Raw genomic sequence first — 17,816 nt, 5'->3', positions numbered from 1 at the left:
GGAACCTCGCTCTGTCTTGAAAGCTAAACTGCGGGCGTGATTAAGCCTTTTTCAGTGCCATTGGACTAAAGTCCTCATTACAAACACGGACTTAGCAATTACTGTCTACATTTCCTGCATCAACCGCAAATAATTCTGCCGCATCTGCGTCATATTTTCCATCATTCTATTAGCCATATCTTTCTCAACATCGCTCATTTGTTGCCAAAATAAAGCCGATCGCCTTGCCATAATTGCTTCTTCCCACAACATCTCCAAAAGTTGCGCCGCCATTGGATTTTCAGCATCGATAATCCCGCACAATTGCTCGAAGGCCCGGTTGGCTTCGGTGTGAGTGCTAACATCCTGAACCAGGGTTAGGCATTTCTTGAGTTGTACGATCGGGTTTTCAGAAGAGTAAGCCATAATTTCACTAAGATAAGCGACAAAATTTACACTGATACCTTTGAGATTACTAGAGTTGTGACACAGCGGTAGAGTTCCCTACATACCACCGCCAAGGCAAATCCATTCCTTGAGAAATCCCGATCCGCGTAGTTTGCACAAAATTTATTGTACCCTCCTCCACAGCTTGCTGAAATTGCTCGCTCCGGTGTTCCAACCGCAGCGGTTGGCCTGCACCCAAGGGAAAACCGCTTAAAGTTCGATCGATATCCAGCACCTTACACAGTTTCCCAGGCCCGGCGGCGAGGCGCGATCGCTTTTTTTCGGGGATGTGCGAGAAGGCTTTGGGAAACGCATCTAGCTGCAAAGCTCGAATCAGCACACCACTAGCAACTCCCTCTGCATCCGTCACGACATTGAAACAATGATACACCCCGTAGATTAGGTAAACGTAGCTCATACCAGCAGGCCCGAACATCACCTCATTGCGAGGAGTTCGCAGCCGATAAGCGTGACAAGCGGGGTCTCCGGGGCCGTAAGCTTCGGTTTCCACGATAATTCCCCGAATCGTCTCGCCGTCAGGAAACTGCCGCACCAGAGTACAGCCCAGCAAATCTGGCGCTACGCTGGTAGATGGCCGCGCCAGCCAAAAAGATTCTACAATCTGAGTATTTGCACTCACTCAACAACAGCAGGTAAATTATGGACGTTAAGTTAGTTTTAGCAGTATTGACAGCAGTTTTCACGGTTTGCTGTCTGTTCTTCGGCACAAAAAACGGATTCTACGACACGGACAAGTATCACGGTAACGGTTCTGCTCACTAATTTTAGGCGTGCAGTTAGTTGCTTAAAAAAACCGCCGCCTGTCAGTCAGGCGGCGGTTTTGTTTTGTTTTAGCGGAACAGTTGTCAAGCAATTATATGTCCTTGCGCCCGCAACGCAGTGGAAGAATATTGAATTATTTATTGAACCGCGAAGGCGCGAAGTACGCGAAGGAAGAAAAGAGAAGAGAAGAAGAAGGAGATGAGTTCGTAACTGCGGACTTTCTATGATGAGAGGTTGTTTTATTTGCTAGTTTCTCTAAGGGTGAATTTTGCCATCGGGCATTTTAGCTTCTTGCAAGCTAGCATTTGAGAAATCAGCGCATCCCATCAGGTTGAAACGCATTGTCGCTCCTTGCTCCGTTGCTTTCATATTGAAACCCACTACTGCATTTTCTGGGTTATTCTGTTCTGGAACAGCGGTGACATTAAAATCCATATTTGCTTCTTTTTCATTAGCCTCAAGGTTGAAAGTGATGCCACCACAGCCCAAATCAGCTCCCGTCAGGTTGGCTTTATTTAAGTTAGCATTTTTTAGGTTGGCATTGGCTAATTTTGTTCCTGACAAATTAGCACCTTCGAGGTTCGCGCCCTGCAAGTTAAATCCTTGTAAGTCAAGTCCCTTCAAGTTGGCCTTGCTGAAATTGCATTCTGGACATTGCTTGGTTTCCAGTAATTGCTTGACTTGGTTTTGTTGAGTTGAAGCCTGTATATATTTGACCGCAGTAAATATAACTGCGATCGACAAAGCAGCAGTAAGTAAATTTTTAAATTTCATAAAACTTCTGAAAAGCTTTCGTAGCTTTCTTTTGCGGTTAATCTATTGCTACAGTAGGGCGATCGACCTCTCCAGAATTTCCCCAACAAAATTGTCGGCATCTGAGTCAAGCAGTCCGGCGCAATTAAACACGCCGGACTTATAAATCCCGGCTCCTTTCCCTCGCCAGTGCTGCTTTGAGTTTCCGACTCATCCCGTCCGTCTGCTTCACTTCGCTTTGAGCCGTCCACAAAAGCAATTTATTGCTACCCAAGGGAGCGCATTGGCATATACCTGCAGACTGAAATAAAAGAAACTTTATTTATATCCCTGGAAAGAGGAAATTTTCGACAGACTTGAGGATAATTAAGGTACAAACGCAATACTGTACCTGCCCTATTAAGTTCTCAGCAACTACTTTTTTGTCCAAATTGCTTTGAGAAATTAATTTACTCTAAAAATTGTTGGCAGCAGGTCAGGCTCCTCAACCTCACCAGAACACACCCTACCTATAATCCCGACCATTCGGAGCGGCAATGAACACAATCAAATCCGAACCTAAAAGATCGCGCTTCATGGCTCTGCTGCTGACAACGCTGCTGACCTTTCCCTTTGTGAGTGCTTGCGGTTCTAGCCAGGAAAGTTCCCCTCCCCCGCGTCCTGTTGACAACACTCGCGCTGGAGGAGTGCAAACTAATCGGGGCTCCACTCCTTCGCCACAAGCAAAAAAAGGACTGAACAATGCTCAAAAAGTAGGGATTACTTTAGCAGGAGCAGCCGCCCTTTACTACATCTACAATCAGTACAAAAATAAACAAGAAAAGGGGCCGCAGGGAAAACATTACCTTTCCAAAAACGGTCGCGTTTACTACCGCGATGCTCAGAATCGCCCGGTCTGGGTAACGCCCCCCCCTGAAGGAATTAAAGTTCCGGAGTCCGAGGCAGCCCGTTACCGCGAATTCCAGGGGTACAACAACCAAAATACCGGTCGAGACCTTACTACCTTGCCCGAAGCTACAAGTCCTGTTCCGGCACAGTAGTCTAAGCATTTGAGATTTTAGATTGCAGGTTCCCTGATTTTCAATTAAATCTAGGATTCCCAATCTAAAACAACCATTTTTCAACACATAAAAAAGAGGAACTTTATCATGGTAGATGGATTTTTGCGGAATATAAAAAATGCGATCCTCGGACCAGACGGCGATCAAGTCGATGCTGAGGGCAATTACGAAGATCCCTCAAATCCGGGACAGTACGGCAACGTGACTCCAGCCAGCGAAGACCCCTACGGCGACCCGGCTGAGTACGGAGAGTACGGCAACGTGACTCCTGCCAGCCAAGACCCCTACGGCGACCCGGCAGACTACGCCGGTACCGACTACGGACAGTACGGCAACGTGACTCCAGCCAGCGAAGACCCCTACGGCGACCCCGCAGACTACGTAGCGGATGCTGGAATGTTCGGTAACGTTAGTCCGGCCAGCGAAGACCCCTACGGCGACCCAGCGGATGACGAAGAGTTTAGTTGAGTCAGTTAGCTAGAAAAATTACCTGGTAAGCAACAGCACTCCTACGGGGGTGTTTTTTTTGGGGAAATACCAAGAGTGAGCGAAAGATGAGCGGAAAAGGGAACTCTTGAGGGGATAGAGAATCTGATATCAAATCCCTTAGCATCGGAATAGTAAATTCGAGTTGACTGTTGACTGTTGACAGTGAACAGTCAACAGTCAACAGTCAACATCATTCCGGTGTAACCGGAAATGATATGAAACCCTTAACGGACAAGAAAATTGTTAAACGGAGAGGGTGGGATTTGAACCCACGGAACCTTGCGGTTCACCTGATTTCAAGTCAGGCGCATTCGACCACTCTGCCACCTCTCCCGGTGCATAAATTTTATCATACCAGCAAATGTCTCTAACTACAAATAGCCGCAGATTCAGTGCGGCGATAAAGAATTTGTTCTCTTTCTACCGCGAAATCTTCGCCTACCCATACCAGAGACACTTCCGACACTGCTCCATTTTCCAGCAGGACGATCGAGAAATTCCGCAATTTCGAGCACTCTCTCTCCACAATTCGCGGTACGCTGGCCGCATTCAAATAAACTGTACCCTCCGCACTCACCTCCAGCGACTTCCGCAACTCGTGCTTCGTGTGCCGCAGTTTGTGGTGCATATGACCAAAAGTTACCAGAGGTATGTGCTTCCCAGAACTCCGAGTTCGATCGATCGCCTCCGCAAAATCCGGGTCGCCCCAATCTCCTCCCAACGGCTTCCAATCTCGCCCACAGGGGTCTTCAGGAGCCTCTCCTAACCCCGTAGGGCCCGTGTGACCCAAAAAAATCACATTTTCGCAATTGGCATCCGCCGCAGCCCCTGCTATGCGCCGCGCCGACTCCTCAAAACTTTCTACCCCAAACCACTCCGAGTAAAAATCCCCGTACTTCCACTCCGATCCCCCCCAAGTAAACGGGCGGCTTCCCACTACAGTTACGCCCAATTCTGGAAAATCCCGTTTCCCGTAACCGACGTGAGCTTCCCCCATTAAATCTAACTGCTGTTTTACCCAATTTTCTTGAGTACGATCGTAAGGACACTGACTGCGGCCCCACTCTGTCGCCGTGTACCAAGCATCGTGGTTCCCAAACACCGCTGCTTTCGCGATGTCCAATTGGGCGATCGCCCGCACCACCTCCACCGACTCATTACCATAATCCCCCACAAACAGCACCAAATCCACGCCCAGATGCTTGAGGGCCTCGCCGTCTTCAGGTTCCCAGTGATCGTGAACGTCCCCCACCACCGCAATTTTGATAGATTTAGCTTTATTCATGTGATTTGTCATGTGCGATCGATCCCTAGCCCCTTCTTACTCAGCATAGGAAACAGCGACCAATTTTTGCACTCTCCCGCAGCATATTTTGGATTGGAGATTGGAGATTTTAGATTGGCTCCACTGAACAGCCAGCACTTTTTGGTGAATTCAACTATAATTCAAAATACACTTTAGCTGTCTTCGCCACCTTCCCCGGAATATTCTAACTGTGTTTACCACCGCACCTGCTCCGAACTTTACTCAAACCCGACTGCCCGACGACTTGTTTGCAGCCATTAACGCCCTCAAACAAGAGTTGAACGCCGTCATTCTCGCCCACTATTACCAAGACTCCGAGATTCAAGACATCGCAGACTTCATTGGCGACTCCCTAGAACTTTCCCGCAAAGCCGCTAACACCAGCGCCGATGTCATAGTTTTTGCCGGAGTTCATTTCATGGCTGAAACCGCAAAAATTCTCAATCCCGACAAATTAGTATTGTTGCCAGACTTAAATGCTGGGTGTTCCCTCGCCGACAGTTGCCCTCCCGAAGCCTTTGCAGCTTTCAAAGCCGATCGACCAAGACATTTAGTAATTTCCTACATTAATTGTACCGCCGCAATTAAGGCAATGAGCGATATAATTTGCACCAGTTCTAACGCGGTTAAAATTGTCAACCAAATTCCAGAAAATCAGCCGATAATTTTTGGGCCCGATCGCAATCTCGGCCGCTACGTCATGGAACAAACTGGTAGAAAGATGGAAATCTGGCAAGGAGCCTGCATCGTTCACGAAAACTTCTCAGAAAAAAAGATAGTTCAACTCAAAATCGAAAATCCCGAAGCCGAAATAATTGCTCACCCAGAATGCGAACCTCCCGTGCTGCGCCACGCCAATTACATCGGCTCCACCACCGCTTTGCTCAAATACTCTCAAGCTAGTTCCAGCCAAGCTTTTATTGTTGCGACTGAACCGGGAATCATTCACCAAATGCAAAAGCAAGCTCCGCACAAACGCTTTATTCCCGCTCCTTCAACCAATAATAACTGTGCTTGCAACGAATGCCCGCACATGAGATTAAATACCTTGGAAAAATTGTATCTCTCCCTAAAAAATCAAACCCCCGAAATTACCATGCCCCTAGATATTCAACTAGCAGCCTTGCAGCCGATCCAGCGAATGCTAGAAATGAGCTAACCGCTGGCTATTTTTAAGTAAATTTATTGTGTGGTGGGTTTGGCGCGGCGATTAAATTAAATCATTGCCTAACCCACCAACATGGATCGGCAATCTGTGAATCAGTTGTCCACTCTTTCTCTTCTCTTCCTCTGCGGTGCTTACCTTTAAAACTCCTGAACCACGATAAATGATGTCCGAAAAACTGATTGTTTTCACCCGCTATCCAGAACCGGGAACAACCAAAACTCGACTAATTCCGGTGCTGGGAAAAACAGGCGCTGCCAACCTTCACCGCTTGATGGCCCAACGGACGATCGCCTGCGCTCTCTCTCTCCAAAAATCCCGCCGATTATCGGTAGAAATTCATCGAGCCGGTGGCAGTCCACAACTGATGCAAGAGTGGCTGGGAAGTGATATTTTTTGTGAAAATCAAATAGACGGTGATTTGGGCGCGAGAATGACAGCAGCGTTTCAAAAGTCTTTTAATTCAGGGGTTGAGAAAACTGCAATTATCGGCACTGATTGTCCGGGTTTGAAAGCAGAAATCATGGCACAAGCTTTTGAGGAATTGAGCAAGCACGATTTAGTTTTGGGTCCGGCAAAAGACGGAGGTTATTATCTGATCGGGCTGCGGCGATCGATACCGGAATTGTTCGATGGCATTCACTGGGGAAGCAGTCAAGTATTGGCTTGTACGCGGGCGATCGCCCAAAAGCTAGACCTCACTATTGCTTATCTTCCCACTCTTGCAGATATCGATAGACCAGAAGATCTCCTCGGTTTAGATATTAATATATTGAAATAACTAAACTCTATTTAATTTGTTTTAATTATTATAAATCGTCATATTTAATTAGATAAAACTACTTGATCGTGAAACCACAAAGTCATAATATAGTAATTGTATTTGTCTAACCAAATGCTGAATATCAGTAGCAGTTAGACAGCGCTTGGGACAATAGTCCCAGGCGCGAGAAGCAGCCAAAAAATACCAACAAAATTAGCAACTAACAGATCAGCTTTGTACAAAAGCCGCCCTGCCACAGGAAAGCCCAATGTAGGCGCAGGCCCGGTGTAAAACATGAGCAACTAATAGCTGAGTTTTTTACCAAACTCTCCCACCTTAAGACCAAATGTAGGGGCGAGCCCGGGGTCAAAAAGGGGCAAAATCAGCTTTGTACAAAATCCGCTCTCTCTCACGGGCTGCTTAATTCTGTATGTCGCCAAAAAATCCCAATATCAAAATTTCCATTATCATTCCAGTCTTAAACGAAGCACCTACAATTGCCTCAGTCATCTCCACCGCCCTTGAGGCCCAAAATGTCGAAATAATTGTCGCCGACGGTGGCAGCACCGACGGTACTACAGATATAGCAAAATCTTTGGGCGTCCGAGTTATCTCCACCGCCCCAGGCCGGGCCACCCAAATGAATGCAGGTGCCGCCGCAGCAACTGGAGAGATGTTGCTGTTTCTCCACGCAGACACTCTGTTGCCTCGCAGGTACGACTCTTGCGCGCGTCGGGTACTAGCTAACCCCTGTACGGTAGCGGGAGCCTTTGAACTCAAGATTGACGCCCGCAGTCTCAGCCTCCGGTTGGTAGAAACAGGGGTAAACTGGCGATCGAACTTTCTGCAAATGCCCTACGGCGATCAAGCTATTTTCCTCAACGCAGCTACCTTTGACAAAATCGGCGGTTTTCCCGACTTGCCCCTCATGGAAGACTTTGAATTCGTGCGCCGGTTGAAAAAACAAGGCCACATCGAAATAGTACCCCAGCCAGTGCTGACATCCGCCCGCCGCTGGCAGCAGCTTGGGGTCATCAAAACCACCGCCATCAATCAAATAGTAATCATCGCTTATTTCCTCGGAGTGTCGCCCGATCGACTCGCTTTCTGGTATAAGAGGCAAAAGAAAAATTCTTCCAAAAACTAAAGAATAGTGAACTTTTCTAAAGCTCGCCGTTAATTATGTAAATAGGAAACACGTCCCTGCGTAAAATATGACTTGAACGCCTCAACTTTATTAAACTGCGAGGACAAACAGAATATGGCAGATCCCAGAGATGCAGAGCTTATTAAACCCTTTAACGGCGACCCCTTCACGGGTCATCTAGCCACCCCCATCAGTGCTTCTGATTTCACCAAAGCATTCATTGGGAACTTGCCCATCTACCGCAAAGGACTCTCGCCCCTAGTTCGAGGTCTAGAAATCGGTTTGGCACACGGTTATTTCCTCATCGGCCCCCAAATCGTCTTCGGACCGCTGCGGGATTATCCAGAAGCAGCTAATCTCGGCGGCTTATATACAGCCCTCGTCTTAGTTCTGCTTGGCACAATAGGTCTGTCTCTTTACGGTTTAGTCTCTTTTAAACAAGACAACACCAGCTACCCTAGCGCTAATCCCATGACCCCCGATGCCCTCAGAAATTCTGAAGGGTGGAGCCAGTATACCGCTGGTTTCTTCATTGGTGGCATGGGCGGCGTCTTTCTTGCCTACTTCTTACTCGAAAACTTTAATGGCCTCGATGCCATTTTCCGGGGTTTAGTCAACAATTAGGCTTCACTCCCAAATATCCCTGTTGCAACACACTAACTTTAGTTTGGAGAATTTGATATGACAGGTTCCTACGCTGCTTCTTTCTTGCCTTGGATCATGATTCCCCTAATTACCTGGGTGATGCCCGTTGTGGTAATGGGTTTGTTGTTTATCTACATTGAAAGCGACGCCTGATCCTTACCCCTAAAGTAAGACCTAAGTTGGAAAGCCGAAGTAAGACGATTGATCAACAATTGCTCTGAAATTTCTCGATAAATCTAGGGAAAATCAGCAAAAATTGTTTTGAGATTGCTGGCTATCAGAAAACTTAGTTTCTTTACCCCCATCCCCAGAATTTATCTGTGGAGCAATCTTTCAGTTTTCTTCCTTCAAAACTCGTAATTGCAAAAAAATCCTCTGCCTGCAGGCAGAGGATTTTTTTGCAAAGAAGACAAATCATCCATCAGAGCACACAAATTGCCAAATTCTAAGCGACAATTGTTATGGAAACCTACTAATGAGGAGACAGCGATGCAATTTTTCCCCGCACGCCGCATCTTAGCTCCATTCCTGATCTCGGTCCTGCTGTTAGTGACCGCCTGCGGTCAAACCCAAGCCCCATCACGCTGGGACAAAGCCCAGGAGGAAAGCACCCAAAAACCTGCTAAAGCCAAGCAGACAACTGCTGATAAATCAAGTGCTAGTAATCAAAACCTGCCCAAGAAGGCAGTTGCAGGCGGTAAGTTAAATAAATACTTCCCGTCTTCTGGCGGCGGATTCGATCGCGTTTTTGCTCAAGAAAAATCTGGTTTTGCTGAAGCTAAGTTGAACAAAGACGGTAAAAATGTCGCGGTGCTCTCGATTAACGACATCGCCGGCAACCCCAGCGCAGGTGCAAAATTTAAGCAAAGTACCAAGCAAATCAGTGGCTATCCCGTCGTTAATCAGGGTGCTAATGGTACCGCTGTTTTAGTGGCAAATCGCTATCAGGTGAAAGTTCAATCACGCAGTCCCTCTTTTACCGCGAGCGATAGGGAAGCTTGGCTGTCAAAATTTAACCTGGGCGGCCTCGCCCGCCTCAAGTAGCAACGTCTTTTGTCAAACTCCGCGCCCGACTCAAGTCTGGCGCTATCACCACGAAGTCTGCCCGAATGAGACTGTGAAGTTCTTGGCATCTGCCAAAAGTAATACCTTTGATTCCAGTTCCAGCAAAAGGAGTTTTTTGTGAGCAAAACAGTCTTTGAATTAGTCGATCAACTGCCTCAAGACAACATGACTGTCAAAGCCCTGCGAGCGCTTGACTTTGTGGTTCCCGGTGAGTGGAACAATTTAGTTGGCTTTGAAAATACCATTCGCACCGTTACTGGCGAAACAGACGAAGAACTGATTCAGCAAATTGGCGAGCGCGCCATCTACCTCTTCAACGATAAGTCTCAGGGCTATCAACGCGCTCTCTGGCTTTACCAAACTATTGACAGTACCGACAAGGCTTTGGGCACTGCCGCCCTCGCTAACAAAGTCTCCCAAAATGTGCCGTTTTTGTCCCTGCTGGGCAATCTCACTCCCAAGCCGGAAAAAGCTCAAACGATCGACCTTTCTTTGAAGTTAGTCGTTGAGTTGCTGGCTTTTTGCCAAATTAACGGCCTTCCCGGCGACAGCATCGGCGATTTTGCTGCTTCCTTGGGCGACTACGGCGGCGAATCCCTGATGCGGATGGCTGCTTTGGTTTGTTTTGACGGTTTGATTCCCCTGGGCCCGGACTTTATCATGGCAACTCAGTCTTGGATTCAAAAGCTCTCCCCAAACGATTTGCAAGATAATCAGGCCTTTAAGTCGATCGGTGGCATGATTCCAGGGGGCTCTCCCGCCGGCCAACTCGGCTTTATTGGCGAAAGCTTTAACTCGGTTTCTGGCTGGATGAGCTCTTTTGTGAGCGATCGAGGTTTGACTCCTCAAAACGTACTCGGCCACTTGCAGAGTTTTGTAGAAATTTCTGCTGACAAGGTGGACTACGTGGGCGCATTCCTCGACATGACTACCAACTACTACGAACACACTGGTGTTCAAACTCTCGCCCGCCGTTTGATTGAACGAGCTGTCGCTGAGATTTAGAATAACCAAAGGAGTTGTGATCTTTGCCGGTGATCGCCCTGAGTGTGTTGAGTTCAAATTTTTTTGAATCGCAATTTTCTCAGGTTGGTTTTCGATAAAAAGTTTCGGCGATCAAAAAAGTCGATCGCCCGCACCTGCACTCACAACTCCTTTTACCGATCACTTTTAAAAGGAACCGTTAATGCCAGAAGAACCGCAAAATCCTACCGCTGGAGAATCGGAAACTCCCAGTGCTTCGATCGAGCACGCCCCGAGTACCGACACAGCCGAGACAACCGACTTTCCCAGCACTGACAAGCCTCAGCCGACTGCTAAAAAACCCGCAGCCAAGAAAGAACCGCAAAATCCTACCGCTGGAGAATCGGAAACTCCCAGTGCTTCGATCGAGCACGCTCCGAGTACCGACACAGCCGAGACAACCGACTTTCCCAGCACTGACAAGCCTGAGCCGGCTGCTAAAAAGCCCCCAGCCAAGGCCGAAGGCGACAAGCCCCCAGCTAAAGCTAAAAAGGAAAAAGCACCTGCTGTTGAAGACAAGCCCTTTGCGGAATTTATTCAACAAGATTATTTGCCCGCTTTGCAAACTGCTTTGACTAAGCAGGGCGTTAAGGATTTAGAGGTGAGTTTGGCAAAGCAAAAACTCCCCATTGCGGGCATGAGTTCCGCCGGCGATTGCTGGCAGGTAATTGGTAAATTTCAAGAAGGTCAGCGCCAATTTAACCTGTATTTTCCTCAAGAAAATATTCAAAGTCAAAGGGCGTTTTCCTGCGCTGAAAATAATACCAAAACTAGCACTTTAGAGCCTTTTTTGATAGATGAGCGCAAGGTAACACTCGACCTCATGGTCTTTGGCGTCGTCCAGCGACTTAACGCTCAAAAATGGCTAAATCTTAATTAGTTATTAGTCATTAGTTATTAGTCATTAGTGGCTGGTATTTAGGTAGTTACTAATGAGTGTGAGGGCGGGTTAATTGGGATAGGAACTTTACCGATCGCCCAATCTCTAATTTTGCCCCGACTGACTCAATAGTGAGAAGTCATATCTAATGACTATTAACTAATGACTGCTGACTAATGACAGATTTTCTTCGGATTTGGTCAAAAAATTGCGAGCTTGCATAATCGCAAAAAGGTCAACATCGGTTTCTAACAAACAAGCATGACCGCTGTTAGCCAGCAGCACCATTTGAGCCTTGGGAATTACCTTGACTAAAAGCTTCGCTTCTGCTAAAGAAGGCAGCAGCCGATCGGCACCGCTAGCAATTACTAGCGTCGGCTGTTTGATGCCACGCAACTGATTTTCGTCCACATTAAACGATCGCACTAACGCCAATCTCCACACAGACGTATTTTGCGGTACTGCTTGCATCGCTTCTAGCAAAGCTCGCCGATCGTCGCGCCCAATCTTTCCTAATGATGCTAATATCGGCAATAAACCGATTACCGACAGCGGATAAAGGTTGGCCGGCAGCCACTGAGTCAGGTACGAGCCCCACTGCACCCAAGGCTGCTGTCGAAACGAAGAAGCGGGATTGACTAACATTAATCGATCGCACAATTGAGGAGCTTTTAACACAACTTTCATCGCTAAACAGCCCCCAAATGACTCGCCGCACAGATAAACCGGTCGCTGCTGCTTTCCGGCTTGCTTTTCGGCTTCAATTAAGGCAATTGTTTCCCCAACCAGTACATCCCAACTAGGCCTATCGTCCGCAGGTAAAGTTAAGCAACGAATGTCGAAATGATTGGCTAATTTAGGAATTTGGGAGCGCAGCAGCAAACCGCCCCCGTCCATACCGGGCAAAAATACAAATAAAGGGCGATCTGGTTTTGGGGGTTTGGGGGTTAGGAAACGAACCTTATTGTTAGCTTTTGCCATGATTCAAGTCAATCGATTTTAGATTTTAGATTAAAGAATTGGAAATCTGACACCAGCCTACAGCCAACACTCAACAGTCAACCAGCTTACAAACACCCTCGTTGGAGTAATTCTGCAATTTCCCCCTGACAGTGCTCTGTGAGTTCAGCAACAACTGCTTTGGCTTTTTTGCCTCGATATTGCTGCTGTCTCTCGACAGTAATCCAGTAAGGTCGGCCGATTAAAACATTAACTCGCTGATAAATTATCATAGGATGCCACCCAGATTGATCGAACAGTGGTTCCGAAGGATCAAAAAAACTCAACAACTTGAGGGGTACACCCGATCGTACCGACTTTTCCTCAAAAGAACTAATCGCCACCGGCAAAACCGCCAAATCCCGCACCGGCGCCCGCAAAGCCAAATGAGCAAATCCCCGCTGAAACTTCCCCACAGTATTGGGCCCAGTTAACTTCACCATCGGTTCTGCACCCTCTGGAAACACCCCCACCATCGCCCCGCCTTGCAGGAGCGCTGTCGCTTGAGAGAAAAAATGCTGCTGTCGGTGCTCGGGTCCTTCCAAGGGGAAAGCGCCGAAAGTCGTGACCACTTCCCTCATCACCGGAACTTGACCCATGTAATGATGACAAGCAAAGCGGATCGATCGACCCAAAGCCGCCGTCAGCAGCACAGGATCTAAGAAACTGCGGTGATTGCTCACCACCAGCACCGGACTCTCCTGGGGAATCCGGTCTTCGCGGTACAGAAACATCTGCGTTCCCAAACCAGCCAGGAAACAGCGCGAAATCAGCAATTTGCTCTCTGAAAACATGGGCCAAAGACAGGTGGGACGCTATAAAGGTTGATTCTATTCCCATGTAGCTTAACATTTCTTTACCAAGTCGGGGCTCCCTCAAAAAGTAGACTTTCCCCTTATGCGTTTGTTTCGTAATCCTGGACGCATAGGCAGTCATCACCTTGGTTTTTTGGCGCGTTTACTTCAAGTGGGCCCGCCAAAACAGTAAAAAACCCGGTTTCTAGGCCGGGCGAGTGCGATCGTCAACTGTGTCGGCAGAAATCCCCCCTCAGAAGCAAAAATTTATCAAGTGTTGTGGCAACTTATTAAAGAATGTTTACAACAACCCCAAAACCAAGTTGCGACAGCTAAACTTAGAAATTTACAGTGGGCATTAACGCACTGTCAAAGTATTTTTGGACAAGTCGTAATAGCAATCTCGCGAGGCATCAAATGAATAACATCCAAAACTATCGCCTTAAATGTACCCTCACCTTTGGCGACATTTACGGTCAAATCATTGTTTGGCTGATAGTCATCTTCCTAAGTCTAGCGTCGGCACTCGCCTTGTGGAGTAGCGCCCGCCAAATCTACGCCTTGGCTACCGTCGGCTTGATTTTAGTGCTGTCTCTGCCCTTCTTGCTGTTTGCTTTCGTTACAACTCTGCTAAATAACATTGAAGTGCTTGCCGTAGAGCCCGGCACGGAAACTCAACCTTCTGCAACGGGAAATCAGTCTACTCAGCAGTCTGTCGAAAGCGCCGGCTAGTCCAATTTGAGATTTTAACTTTTGATTTGAATGGAAAATCAAAAGTTAAAAAACTTCCCGCTCTTTTGGTAGGAAGTTTTTTTTTGCGTCACCATAAGTTGAGCACAACACTCAAAATAATTAAAAAAAATGCTAGAACACGACGTAATCATTGTAGGCGGCGGTTTAGCAGGTTGCCGCGCCGCAGTAGAAATTGCTCGGACTGACCCCAGTTTAAAGGTAGCTGTCGTCGCCAAAACTCACCCGATTCGATCGCACTCCGTCGCAGCCCAAGGTGGCATGGCCTCCAGCCTCCAAAATGTCGATCCAGAAGACAGTTGGAAAGCCCACGCCTTCGACACAGTAAAAGGTTCAGACTATTTAGCCGACCAAGACGCGGTAGAAATCCTCACCCGCGAAGCACCCGGTGTAGTCATAGATTTAGAACACATGGGAGTCCTCTTCTCCCGCCTCCCAGACGGCAGAATTGCCCAGCGCGCTTTCGGCGGACATTCCCACCGCCGCACCTGCTACGCCGCCGACAAAACCGGTCACGCCATCCTCCACGAATTAGTCAACAATCTGCGCCGCTGCGGAGTTCACATCTATCAGGAGTGGTATGTCACGCGCCTGATTTTGGAAGAAGGCCAAGCCAAGGGGGTAGTTATGTACCGCCTTCTAGACGGTCAAATTGAGGTTGTCCGTGCTAAGGCGGTGATGTTTGCCACGGGCGGTTACGGCCGAGTTTACAACACCACCTCGAACGATTACGCCTCCACCGGAGACGGTTTGGCGATGACGGCTTTAGCTGGATTGCCGCTGGAAGATATGGAATTCGTACAGTTTCACCCGACGGGTTTGTATCCCGTGGGAGTGTTGATTTCCGAGGCTGTGCGGGGCGAAGGCGCTTATTTGATTAATTCAGAGGGCGATCGATTTATGGCGAATTATGCGCCGTCGCGAATGGAATTAGCGCCCAGAGATATCACATCGCGGTCAATTTCCATAGAAATTCGCGCCGGCCGAGGAATTAATGTTGATGGTAGTGCCGGCGGCCCCTTTATCTACCTCGATTTACGGCACATGGGACGCGAAAAAATTATGAGCAAAATTCCTTTTGCTTGGGAAGAAGCCCACCGTTTGTTAGGAATTGATGCCGTAAATCAGCCCATGCCCGTGCGTCCTACCGTTCACTATTCAATGGGGGGAATTCCTACTAATGTTAGCGGGCAAGTTCGCAGCAGTCCTGACAGTTTGGTAGACGGTTTCTTTGCAGCCGGCGAAGCAGCTTGCGTGTCAGTTCACGGTGCCAACCGTTTGGGCAGCAATTCGCTGTTAGAATGCGTAGTTTATGGCAAAGTTACTGGCGCAACCATAGCACGATTCGTACAAAATCGCAAGTTGCCTGCCATAGACGAACAGCGTTATATTGCGGAAGCAAAAGAGCAAATTCAGGCACTTTTAGAACGTCCGGGAAAATACCGCATCAATCAAATCCGGCAGCAGTATCAAGATACTATGACTGAGTATTGTGGCGTATTTCGTAGCGCCGAATTGATGCAGGAAGGTTTAAAGAAATTGGATGATTTAGAGCGACAATATGAGGAGGTTTACTTAGACGATAAAGGCAAGTTGTGGAATACGGAAATTGTGGAAGCTTTGGAGTTGCGGAGTTTGATAATTGTCGGGAAAATGATTTTAACTTCTGCTTTGAACCGGCAGGAAAGTCGGGGAGCTCATTCGCGGGAAGATTTTACTGAGCGCGATGATGGGAATTTCTTGAAGCATACAATGGCGTATTATTCGCCTGCAGGGATTGATTTGGCTTATATGCCGGTGGCGATTACGATGTTTGAGCCACAGGAGAGGAAGTATTAATATATCGAAAAAAGCCAGGGATTTTAATCCCTGGCAAACTAGCGTTTTATTGACGGAGATGCCGCCTAAAATGAGTTATAATTAATTTGAAAATCATCTTAAAAATGACTGAGGCACAGGGAAAAATAAATCGGGGTTTGTGATTCTTGAAATATATTGATCGAGCGTAACTTCTGTAGGGGCGGGTTCACCAAAATATTTAACACCCACGAACCAATTATAAAACCCGCCCCCACCATCCAAAAATTGATAATTCAAGTAAACACAATCTACTGAGTTTGCCGTTTATTCAACTCTGGGATATAACTGTAAATAAGGCAGTGTTATACTGCTTTTATGGGGCATAATGCCGAATCTTTTAGAGTTATACCGCACCGATCAGCGATTTTCTAAACTGTTCAAAATAATATATGAGTAAAACGACACAGACATCTCAATTCCAGCAAGCTCTTGAAGCTGTAGAAGTTTTATCATTAGAAGATCAAGCCATGCTTCTAGATATTCTTCAGAATCGTCTGCGACAACAGCGACGAAATGAATTACTCAAGGAAGTGGCAGAAGTTCGTCAAGAGTATGCTGAGGGCAATGTTAAATTTGGGTCGGTAGCCGATTTTATGGCGGAGTTGGATGATTGATGAAAATTGGTTGGACTCCCAAATCTATTCGTACTTTCAAAAAGTTAGTTCGTAAAAATCCTCAGCTTCGCCTTTTAATTGAAGCTACGCTTGAACTTTTGTCTGAAGACTGCTTTAACCCCAGCTTGCGAACTCACAAACTGACAGGAGATTTATCGGGTATCTGGTCGTGTTCAATAGATTATGATTATCGGATTTTATTTGAGTTTGTGACCGATCCAGAAGATGAGGAGGAAGCGATTTTATTGCTCAAAATGGGTTCTCATGATGAAGTCTATTAAGACCGATCGCCCTTTTCCCCAATTCTCTCTCACTATCTCACTCTCCAGCATTCTCCGTCACTTCCTCCACGGATAAACTTAACGCCTCCGCCACTTGTTCGACACTCAAACCCATTCCCAATAACCGGGGAATTGCATCCCTTCTTGTGTGAAATTCAGCTTGTCGTGCCTGTTCTGCACTCTCGGCCCTTTCCCGCTGTTGTTCCCCTCGCAATCTCTCCAATTCGGCTCTTTCATCGCCAATCAACAGCAAATTACCTTCCTCGTCCCACCAGCGCAGCCAAAGCATGGTTTGATTTTGATAACTGCCTTGCCAAAGTCCCAATTCTACGCCTAAAGGTGCAATGGGAAAATGACCGCGCTGATTGAGTTCTAACAGTTGATAATACCCGTCAATCAACCGATAAACTTCTAATCTGCCATTATTAACTTGGTAGATGCCGTAATAGGGAATTCGCATCACCCGTTCGTAAACCCAAAACTTTCCAGGTTTAGTGACTACCCCTTCATCGGTGCGAGATAAAGGAGTACGATCGCGCTCTTCATCCCCGTTCCCGCTGGCAAATTCCAAAGCAATTAAGGGTGCTATGTGTTCCCGCCACAGCACGTAGGAACGCCGAATTTGACCGTCAATGTTAGGAGGTACATTCGGAACGTAAAACCAATCAGGAGCTTCTGCACCTTGTTCCGCCGGTTCAGTTTCTCGCCAGTAAATGCCGCAGTCTTGACCGATGGCATATTGTCCGTCTGGATGCCGCTCCTGCAAAATCGGGCCGATCGAATCAGTTAAAATTAAACTTTGCGGATGCTCCTGAAAATTTTTTACAAAAGTACCGTCGGAGTCTGGTAATTGAGTGTGGTCTGGAAAAGCAGGAGGTAGAACAACGCGGTTAACGCTAGTAGTCATAATTCCCTCCGAGGTCTTACATAATTGGTAATTAGGGCTTGCCGAAAAAGCCTAAAACCTCGACAGAGAAAGACTTTGAATGGTTTGAACGCTCCGCGTGTGCAA

23 protein-coding genes and 1 tRNA gene are annotated in these 17,816 nt (G+C 47.3%); 15 read left to right on the top strand and 9 right to left on the bottom strand.

What is annotated here, in order from left to right; all coding sequences use genetic code 11:
- Window positions 1-105: 105 nt before the first annotated feature.
- Both QUA74_RS27500 and QUA74_RS27495 read right to left on the bottom strand, forming a co-directional pair.
- The gene (locus tag QUA74_RS27500) at window positions 106-405 is read right to left on the bottom strand and encodes a hypothetical protein (RefSeq protein ID WP_333027404.1); all 300 of its coding nucleotides are present in this window, start codon (window positions 403-405) and stop codon (window positions 106-108) included.
- A 49-nt stretch (window positions 406-454) separates the two neighbouring features.
- The gene (locus QUA74_RS27495; protein ID WP_333335403.1) at window positions 455-1,066 is read right to left on the bottom strand and encodes a DNA-3-methyladenine glycosylase; all 612 of its coding nucleotides are present in this window, start codon (window positions 1,064-1,066) and stop codon (window positions 455-457) included.
- A gap of 20 nt (window positions 1,067-1,086) precedes the next feature.
- Here QUA74_RS27495 and QUA74_RS27490 point away from each other — a divergent pair, with 20 nt between their 5' ends.
- Window positions 1,087-1,209 (top strand): hypothetical protein, encoded by a 123-nt coding sequence (locus QUA74_RS27490; protein ID WP_006633228.1) that lies wholly within the window; start codon window positions 1,087-1,089, stop codon window positions 1,207-1,209.
- Window positions 1,210-1,464: 255 nt separating this feature from the next.
- On the opposite strand, the gene QUA74_RS27485 is transcribed toward QUA74_RS27490, so the two are convergent.
- Together QUA74_RS27485 and QUA74_RS27480 are read right to left on the bottom strand one after the other, a co-directional pair.
- Window positions 1,465-1,983: a pentapeptide repeat-containing protein gene (locus QUA74_RS27485; protein ID WP_333335401.1), complete on the bottom strand. Its 519-nt coding sequence runs from the start codon at window positions 1,981-1,983 to the stop codon at window positions 1,465-1,467.
- The gene (locus QUA74_RS27480; protein ID WP_333335398.1) at window positions 1,980-2,213 is read right to left on the bottom strand and encodes a hypothetical protein; all 234 of its coding nucleotides are present in this window, start codon (window positions 2,211-2,213) and stop codon (window positions 1,980-1,982) included. The genes QUA74_RS27485 and QUA74_RS27480 overlap by 4 nt, the downstream gene beginning before the upstream one ends.
- Window positions 2,214-2,498: 285 nt before the next feature.
- Between QUA74_RS27480 and QUA74_RS27475 the strand changes: the two genes are divergently transcribed.
- Together QUA74_RS27475 and QUA74_RS27470 are read left to right on the top strand one after the other, a co-directional pair.
- Window positions 2,499-3,002, top strand: coding sequence for a hypothetical protein (locus QUA74_RS27475; protein WP_333335396.1), 504 nt, complete (start codon window positions 2,499-2,501; stop codon window positions 3,000-3,002).
- A 108-nt stretch (window positions 3,003-3,110) separates the two neighbouring features.
- On the top strand, window positions 3,111-3,491 hold the full coding sequence (locus QUA74_RS27470) for a translation initiation factor (protein ID WP_333335393.1): 381 nt from the start codon (window positions 3,111-3,113) through the stop codon (window positions 3,489-3,491).
- 269 nt (window positions 3,492-3,760) lie between these two features.
- Here QUA74_RS27470 and QUA74_RS27465 read toward each other — a convergent pair.
- Together QUA74_RS27465 and QUA74_RS27460 are read right to left on the bottom strand one after the other, a co-directional pair.
- Window positions 3,761-3,845: transfer RNA gene (locus QUA74_RS27465), tRNA-Ser, on the bottom strand.
- Between the two features lie 34 nt (window positions 3,846-3,879).
- On the bottom strand, window positions 3,880-4,797 hold the full coding sequence (locus QUA74_RS27460; protein ID WP_333335390.1) for a TIGR04168 family protein: 918 nt from the start codon (window positions 4,795-4,797) through the stop codon (window positions 3,880-3,882).
- A gap of 211 nt (window positions 4,798-5,008) precedes the next feature.
- Between QUA74_RS27460 and nadA the strand changes: the two genes are divergently transcribed.
- From nadA to QUA74_RS27420, 8 genes are all read left to right on the top strand, one after another.
- Entirely contained in the window at window positions 5,009-5,977 is a 969-nt protein-coding gene (gene nadA, locus QUA74_RS27455) for a quinolinate synthase NadA (protein ID WP_333335387.1), read from the top strand.
- A gap of 169 nt (window positions 5,978-6,146) precedes the next feature.
- Window positions 6,147-6,764: a TIGR04282 family arsenosugar biosynthesis glycosyltransferase gene (locus QUA74_RS27450; RefSeq protein WP_333335384.1), complete on the top strand. Its 618-nt coding sequence runs from the start codon at window positions 6,147-6,149 to the stop codon at window positions 6,762-6,764.
- A 412-nt stretch (window positions 6,765-7,176) separates the two neighbouring features.
- On the top strand, window positions 7,177-7,893 hold the full coding sequence (locus QUA74_RS27445) for a TIGR04283 family arsenosugar biosynthesis glycosyltransferase (protein ID WP_333335381.1): 717 nt from the start codon (window positions 7,177-7,179) through the stop codon (window positions 7,891-7,893).
- A gap of 114 nt (window positions 7,894-8,007) precedes the next feature.
- A complete protein-coding gene (locus QUA74_RS27440; protein WP_333335378.1) occupies window positions 8,008-8,517 on the top strand; it encodes a photosystem I reaction center protein subunit XI in 510 nt (169 codons plus the stop codon).
- Window positions 8,518-8,574: 57 nt separating this feature from the next.
- Entirely contained in the window at window positions 8,575-8,691 is a 117-nt protein-coding gene (locus QUA74_RS27435) for a photosystem I reaction center subunit VIII (protein ID WP_333335376.1), read from the top strand.
- Window positions 8,692-9,027: 336 nt separating this feature from the next.
- Window positions 9,028-9,582 carry a hypothetical protein gene (locus tag QUA74_RS27430; RefSeq protein ID WP_333335373.1) on the top strand — a complete coding sequence of 185 codons (555 nt, stop codon included), beginning with the start codon at window positions 9,028-9,030 and terminating at the stop codon, window positions 9,580-9,582.
- Between the two features lie 138 nt (window positions 9,583-9,720).
- A complete protein-coding gene (locus QUA74_RS27425; RefSeq protein WP_333335370.1) occupies window positions 9,721-10,608 on the top strand; it encodes a hypothetical protein in 888 nt (295 codons plus the stop codon).
- 181 nt (window positions 10,609-10,789) lie between these two features.
- A complete protein-coding gene (locus QUA74_RS27420; RefSeq protein WP_333335368.1) occupies window positions 10,790-11,506 on the top strand; it encodes a DUF2996 domain-containing protein in 717 nt (238 codons plus the stop codon).
- A 159-nt stretch (window positions 11,507-11,665) separates the two neighbouring features.
- Here the strand turns inward: QUA74_RS27420 and QUA74_RS27415 are convergent, their stop codons facing one another.
- Window positions 11,666-12,487, bottom strand: a complete 822-nt coding sequence (locus QUA74_RS27415; RefSeq protein WP_333335365.1) for an alpha/beta hydrolase — start codon at window positions 12,485-12,487, stop codon at window positions 11,666-11,668.
- Window positions 12,488-12,573: 86 nt separating this feature from the next.
- Entirely contained in the window at window positions 12,574-13,299 is a 726-nt protein-coding gene (locus tag QUA74_RS27410) for a lysophospholipid acyltransferase family protein (RefSeq protein ID WP_333335362.1), read from the bottom strand.
- Window positions 13,300-13,716: 417 nt separating this feature from the next.
- Here QUA74_RS27410 and QUA74_RS27405 point away from each other — a divergent pair, with 417 nt between their 5' ends.
- From QUA74_RS27405 to QUA74_RS27390, 4 genes are all read left to right on the top strand, one after another.
- Entirely contained in the window at window positions 13,717-14,031 is a 315-nt protein-coding gene (locus tag QUA74_RS27405) for a hypothetical protein (protein WP_333335359.1), read from the top strand.
- Between the two features lie 129 nt (window positions 14,032-14,160).
- Window positions 14,161-15,888 carry a succinate dehydrogenase/fumarate reductase flavoprotein subunit gene (locus QUA74_RS27400; protein WP_333335356.1) on the top strand — a complete coding sequence of 576 codons (1,728 nt, stop codon included), beginning with the start codon at window positions 14,161-14,163 and terminating at the stop codon, window positions 15,886-15,888.
- Window positions 15,889-16,298: 410 nt separating this feature from the next.
- Window positions 16,299-16,523, top strand: a complete 225-nt coding sequence (locus tag QUA74_RS27395; RefSeq protein ID WP_096831014.1) for a hypothetical protein — start codon at window positions 16,299-16,301, stop codon at window positions 16,521-16,523.
- Window positions 16,523-16,804, top strand: a complete 282-nt coding sequence (locus tag QUA74_RS27390) for a type II toxin-antitoxin system RelE/ParE family toxin (RefSeq protein WP_172191064.1) — start codon at window positions 16,523-16,525, stop codon at window positions 16,802-16,804. Before QUA74_RS27395 ends, QUA74_RS27390 begins: the two co-directional genes overlap by 1 nt.
- A 37-nt stretch (window positions 16,805-16,841) precedes the next feature.
- Here QUA74_RS27390 and QUA74_RS27385 read toward each other — a convergent pair whose 3' ends face one another.
- Entirely contained in the window at window positions 16,842-17,711 is an 870-nt protein-coding gene (locus QUA74_RS27385; protein WP_333335354.1) for a Uma2 family endonuclease, read from the bottom strand.
- Window positions 17,712-17,816: the final 105 nt, after the last annotated feature.

The organism is Microcoleus sp. LAD1_D3 (assembly GCF_036702135.1).
Lineage (GTDB): Bacteria > Cyanobacteriota > Cyanobacteriia > Cyanobacteriales > Microcoleaceae > Microcoleus.
This window is presented reverse-complemented; position numbering and strand designations above follow the sequence as displayed.

What these genes read in the sequence shown, in the direction of transcription:
- QUA74_RS27420 (WP_333335368.1), top strand. Translation starts at nt 10,790, where the DNA reads ATGCCAGAAGAACCGCAAAATCCTACCGCTGGAGAATCGGAAACTCCC.
- QUA74_RS27405 (WP_333335359.1), top strand. Translation starts at nt 13,717, where the DNA reads ATGAATAACATCCAAAACTATCGCCTTAAATGTACCCTCACCTTTGGC.
- QUA74_RS27415 (WP_333335365.1), bottom strand. Translation starts at nt 12,487, where the DNA reads ATGGCAAAAGCTAACAATAAGGTTCGTTTCCTAACCCCCAAACCCCCA.
- QUA74_RS27395 (WP_096831014.1), top strand. Translation starts at nt 16,299, where the DNA reads ATGAGTAAAACGACACAGACATCTCAATTCCAGCAAGCTCTTGAAGCT.
- QUA74_RS27470 (WP_333335393.1), top strand. Translation starts at nt 3,111, where the DNA reads ATGGTAGATGGATTTTTGCGGAATATAAAAAATGCGATCCTCGGACCA.
- QUA74_RS27485 (WP_333335401.1), bottom strand. Translation starts at nt 1,983, where the DNA reads ATGAAATTTAAAAATTTACTTACTGCTGCTTTGTCGATCGCAGTTATA.
- QUA74_RS27390 (WP_172191064.1), top strand. Translation starts at nt 16,523, where the DNA reads ATGAAAATTGGTTGGACTCCCAAATCTATTCGTACTTTCAAAAAGTTA.
- QUA74_RS27400 (WP_333335356.1), top strand. Translation starts at nt 14,161, where the DNA reads ATGCTAGAACACGACGTAATCATTGTAGGCGGCGGTTTAGCAGGTTGC.
- QUA74_RS27430 (WP_333335373.1), top strand. Translation starts at nt 9,028, where the DNA reads ATGCAATTTTTCCCCGCACGCCGCATCTTAGCTCCATTCCTGATCTCG.
- QUA74_RS27410 (WP_333335362.1), bottom strand. Translation starts at nt 13,299, where the DNA reads ATGTTTTCAGAGAGCAAATTGCTGATTTCGCGCTGTTTCCTGGCTGGT.
- QUA74_RS27445 (WP_333335381.1), top strand. Translation starts at nt 7,177, where the DNA reads ATGTCGCCAAAAAATCCCAATATCAAAATTTCCATTATCATTCCAGTC.
- QUA74_RS27435 (WP_333335376.1), top strand. Translation starts at nt 8,575, where the DNA reads ATGACAGGTTCCTACGCTGCTTCTTTCTTGCCTTGGATCATGATTCCC.
- QUA74_RS27450 (WP_333335384.1), top strand. Translation starts at nt 6,147, where the DNA reads ATGATGTCCGAAAAACTGATTGTTTTCACCCGCTATCCAGAACCGGGA.
- QUA74_RS27490 (WP_006633228.1), top strand. Translation starts at nt 1,087, where the DNA reads ATGGACGTTAAGTTAGTTTTAGCAGTATTGACAGCAGTTTTCACGGTT.
- QUA74_RS27440 (WP_333335378.1), top strand. Translation starts at nt 8,008, where the DNA reads ATGGCAGATCCCAGAGATGCAGAGCTTATTAAACCCTTTAACGGCGAC.
- QUA74_RS27460 (WP_333335390.1), bottom strand. Translation starts at nt 4,797, where the DNA reads ATGAATAAAGCTAAATCTATCAAAATTGCGGTGGTGGGGGACGTTCAC.
- QUA74_RS27385 (WP_333335354.1), bottom strand. Translation starts at nt 17,711, where the DNA reads ATGACTACTAGCGTTAACCGCGTTGTTCTACCTCCTGCTTTTCCAGAC.
- QUA74_RS27500 (WP_333027404.1), bottom strand. Translation starts at nt 405, where the DNA reads ATGGCTTACTCTTCTGAAAACCCGATCGTACAACTCAAGAAATGCCTA.
- QUA74_RS27475 (WP_333335396.1), top strand. Translation starts at nt 2,499, where the DNA reads ATGAACACAATCAAATCCGAACCTAAAAGATCGCGCTTCATGGCTCTG.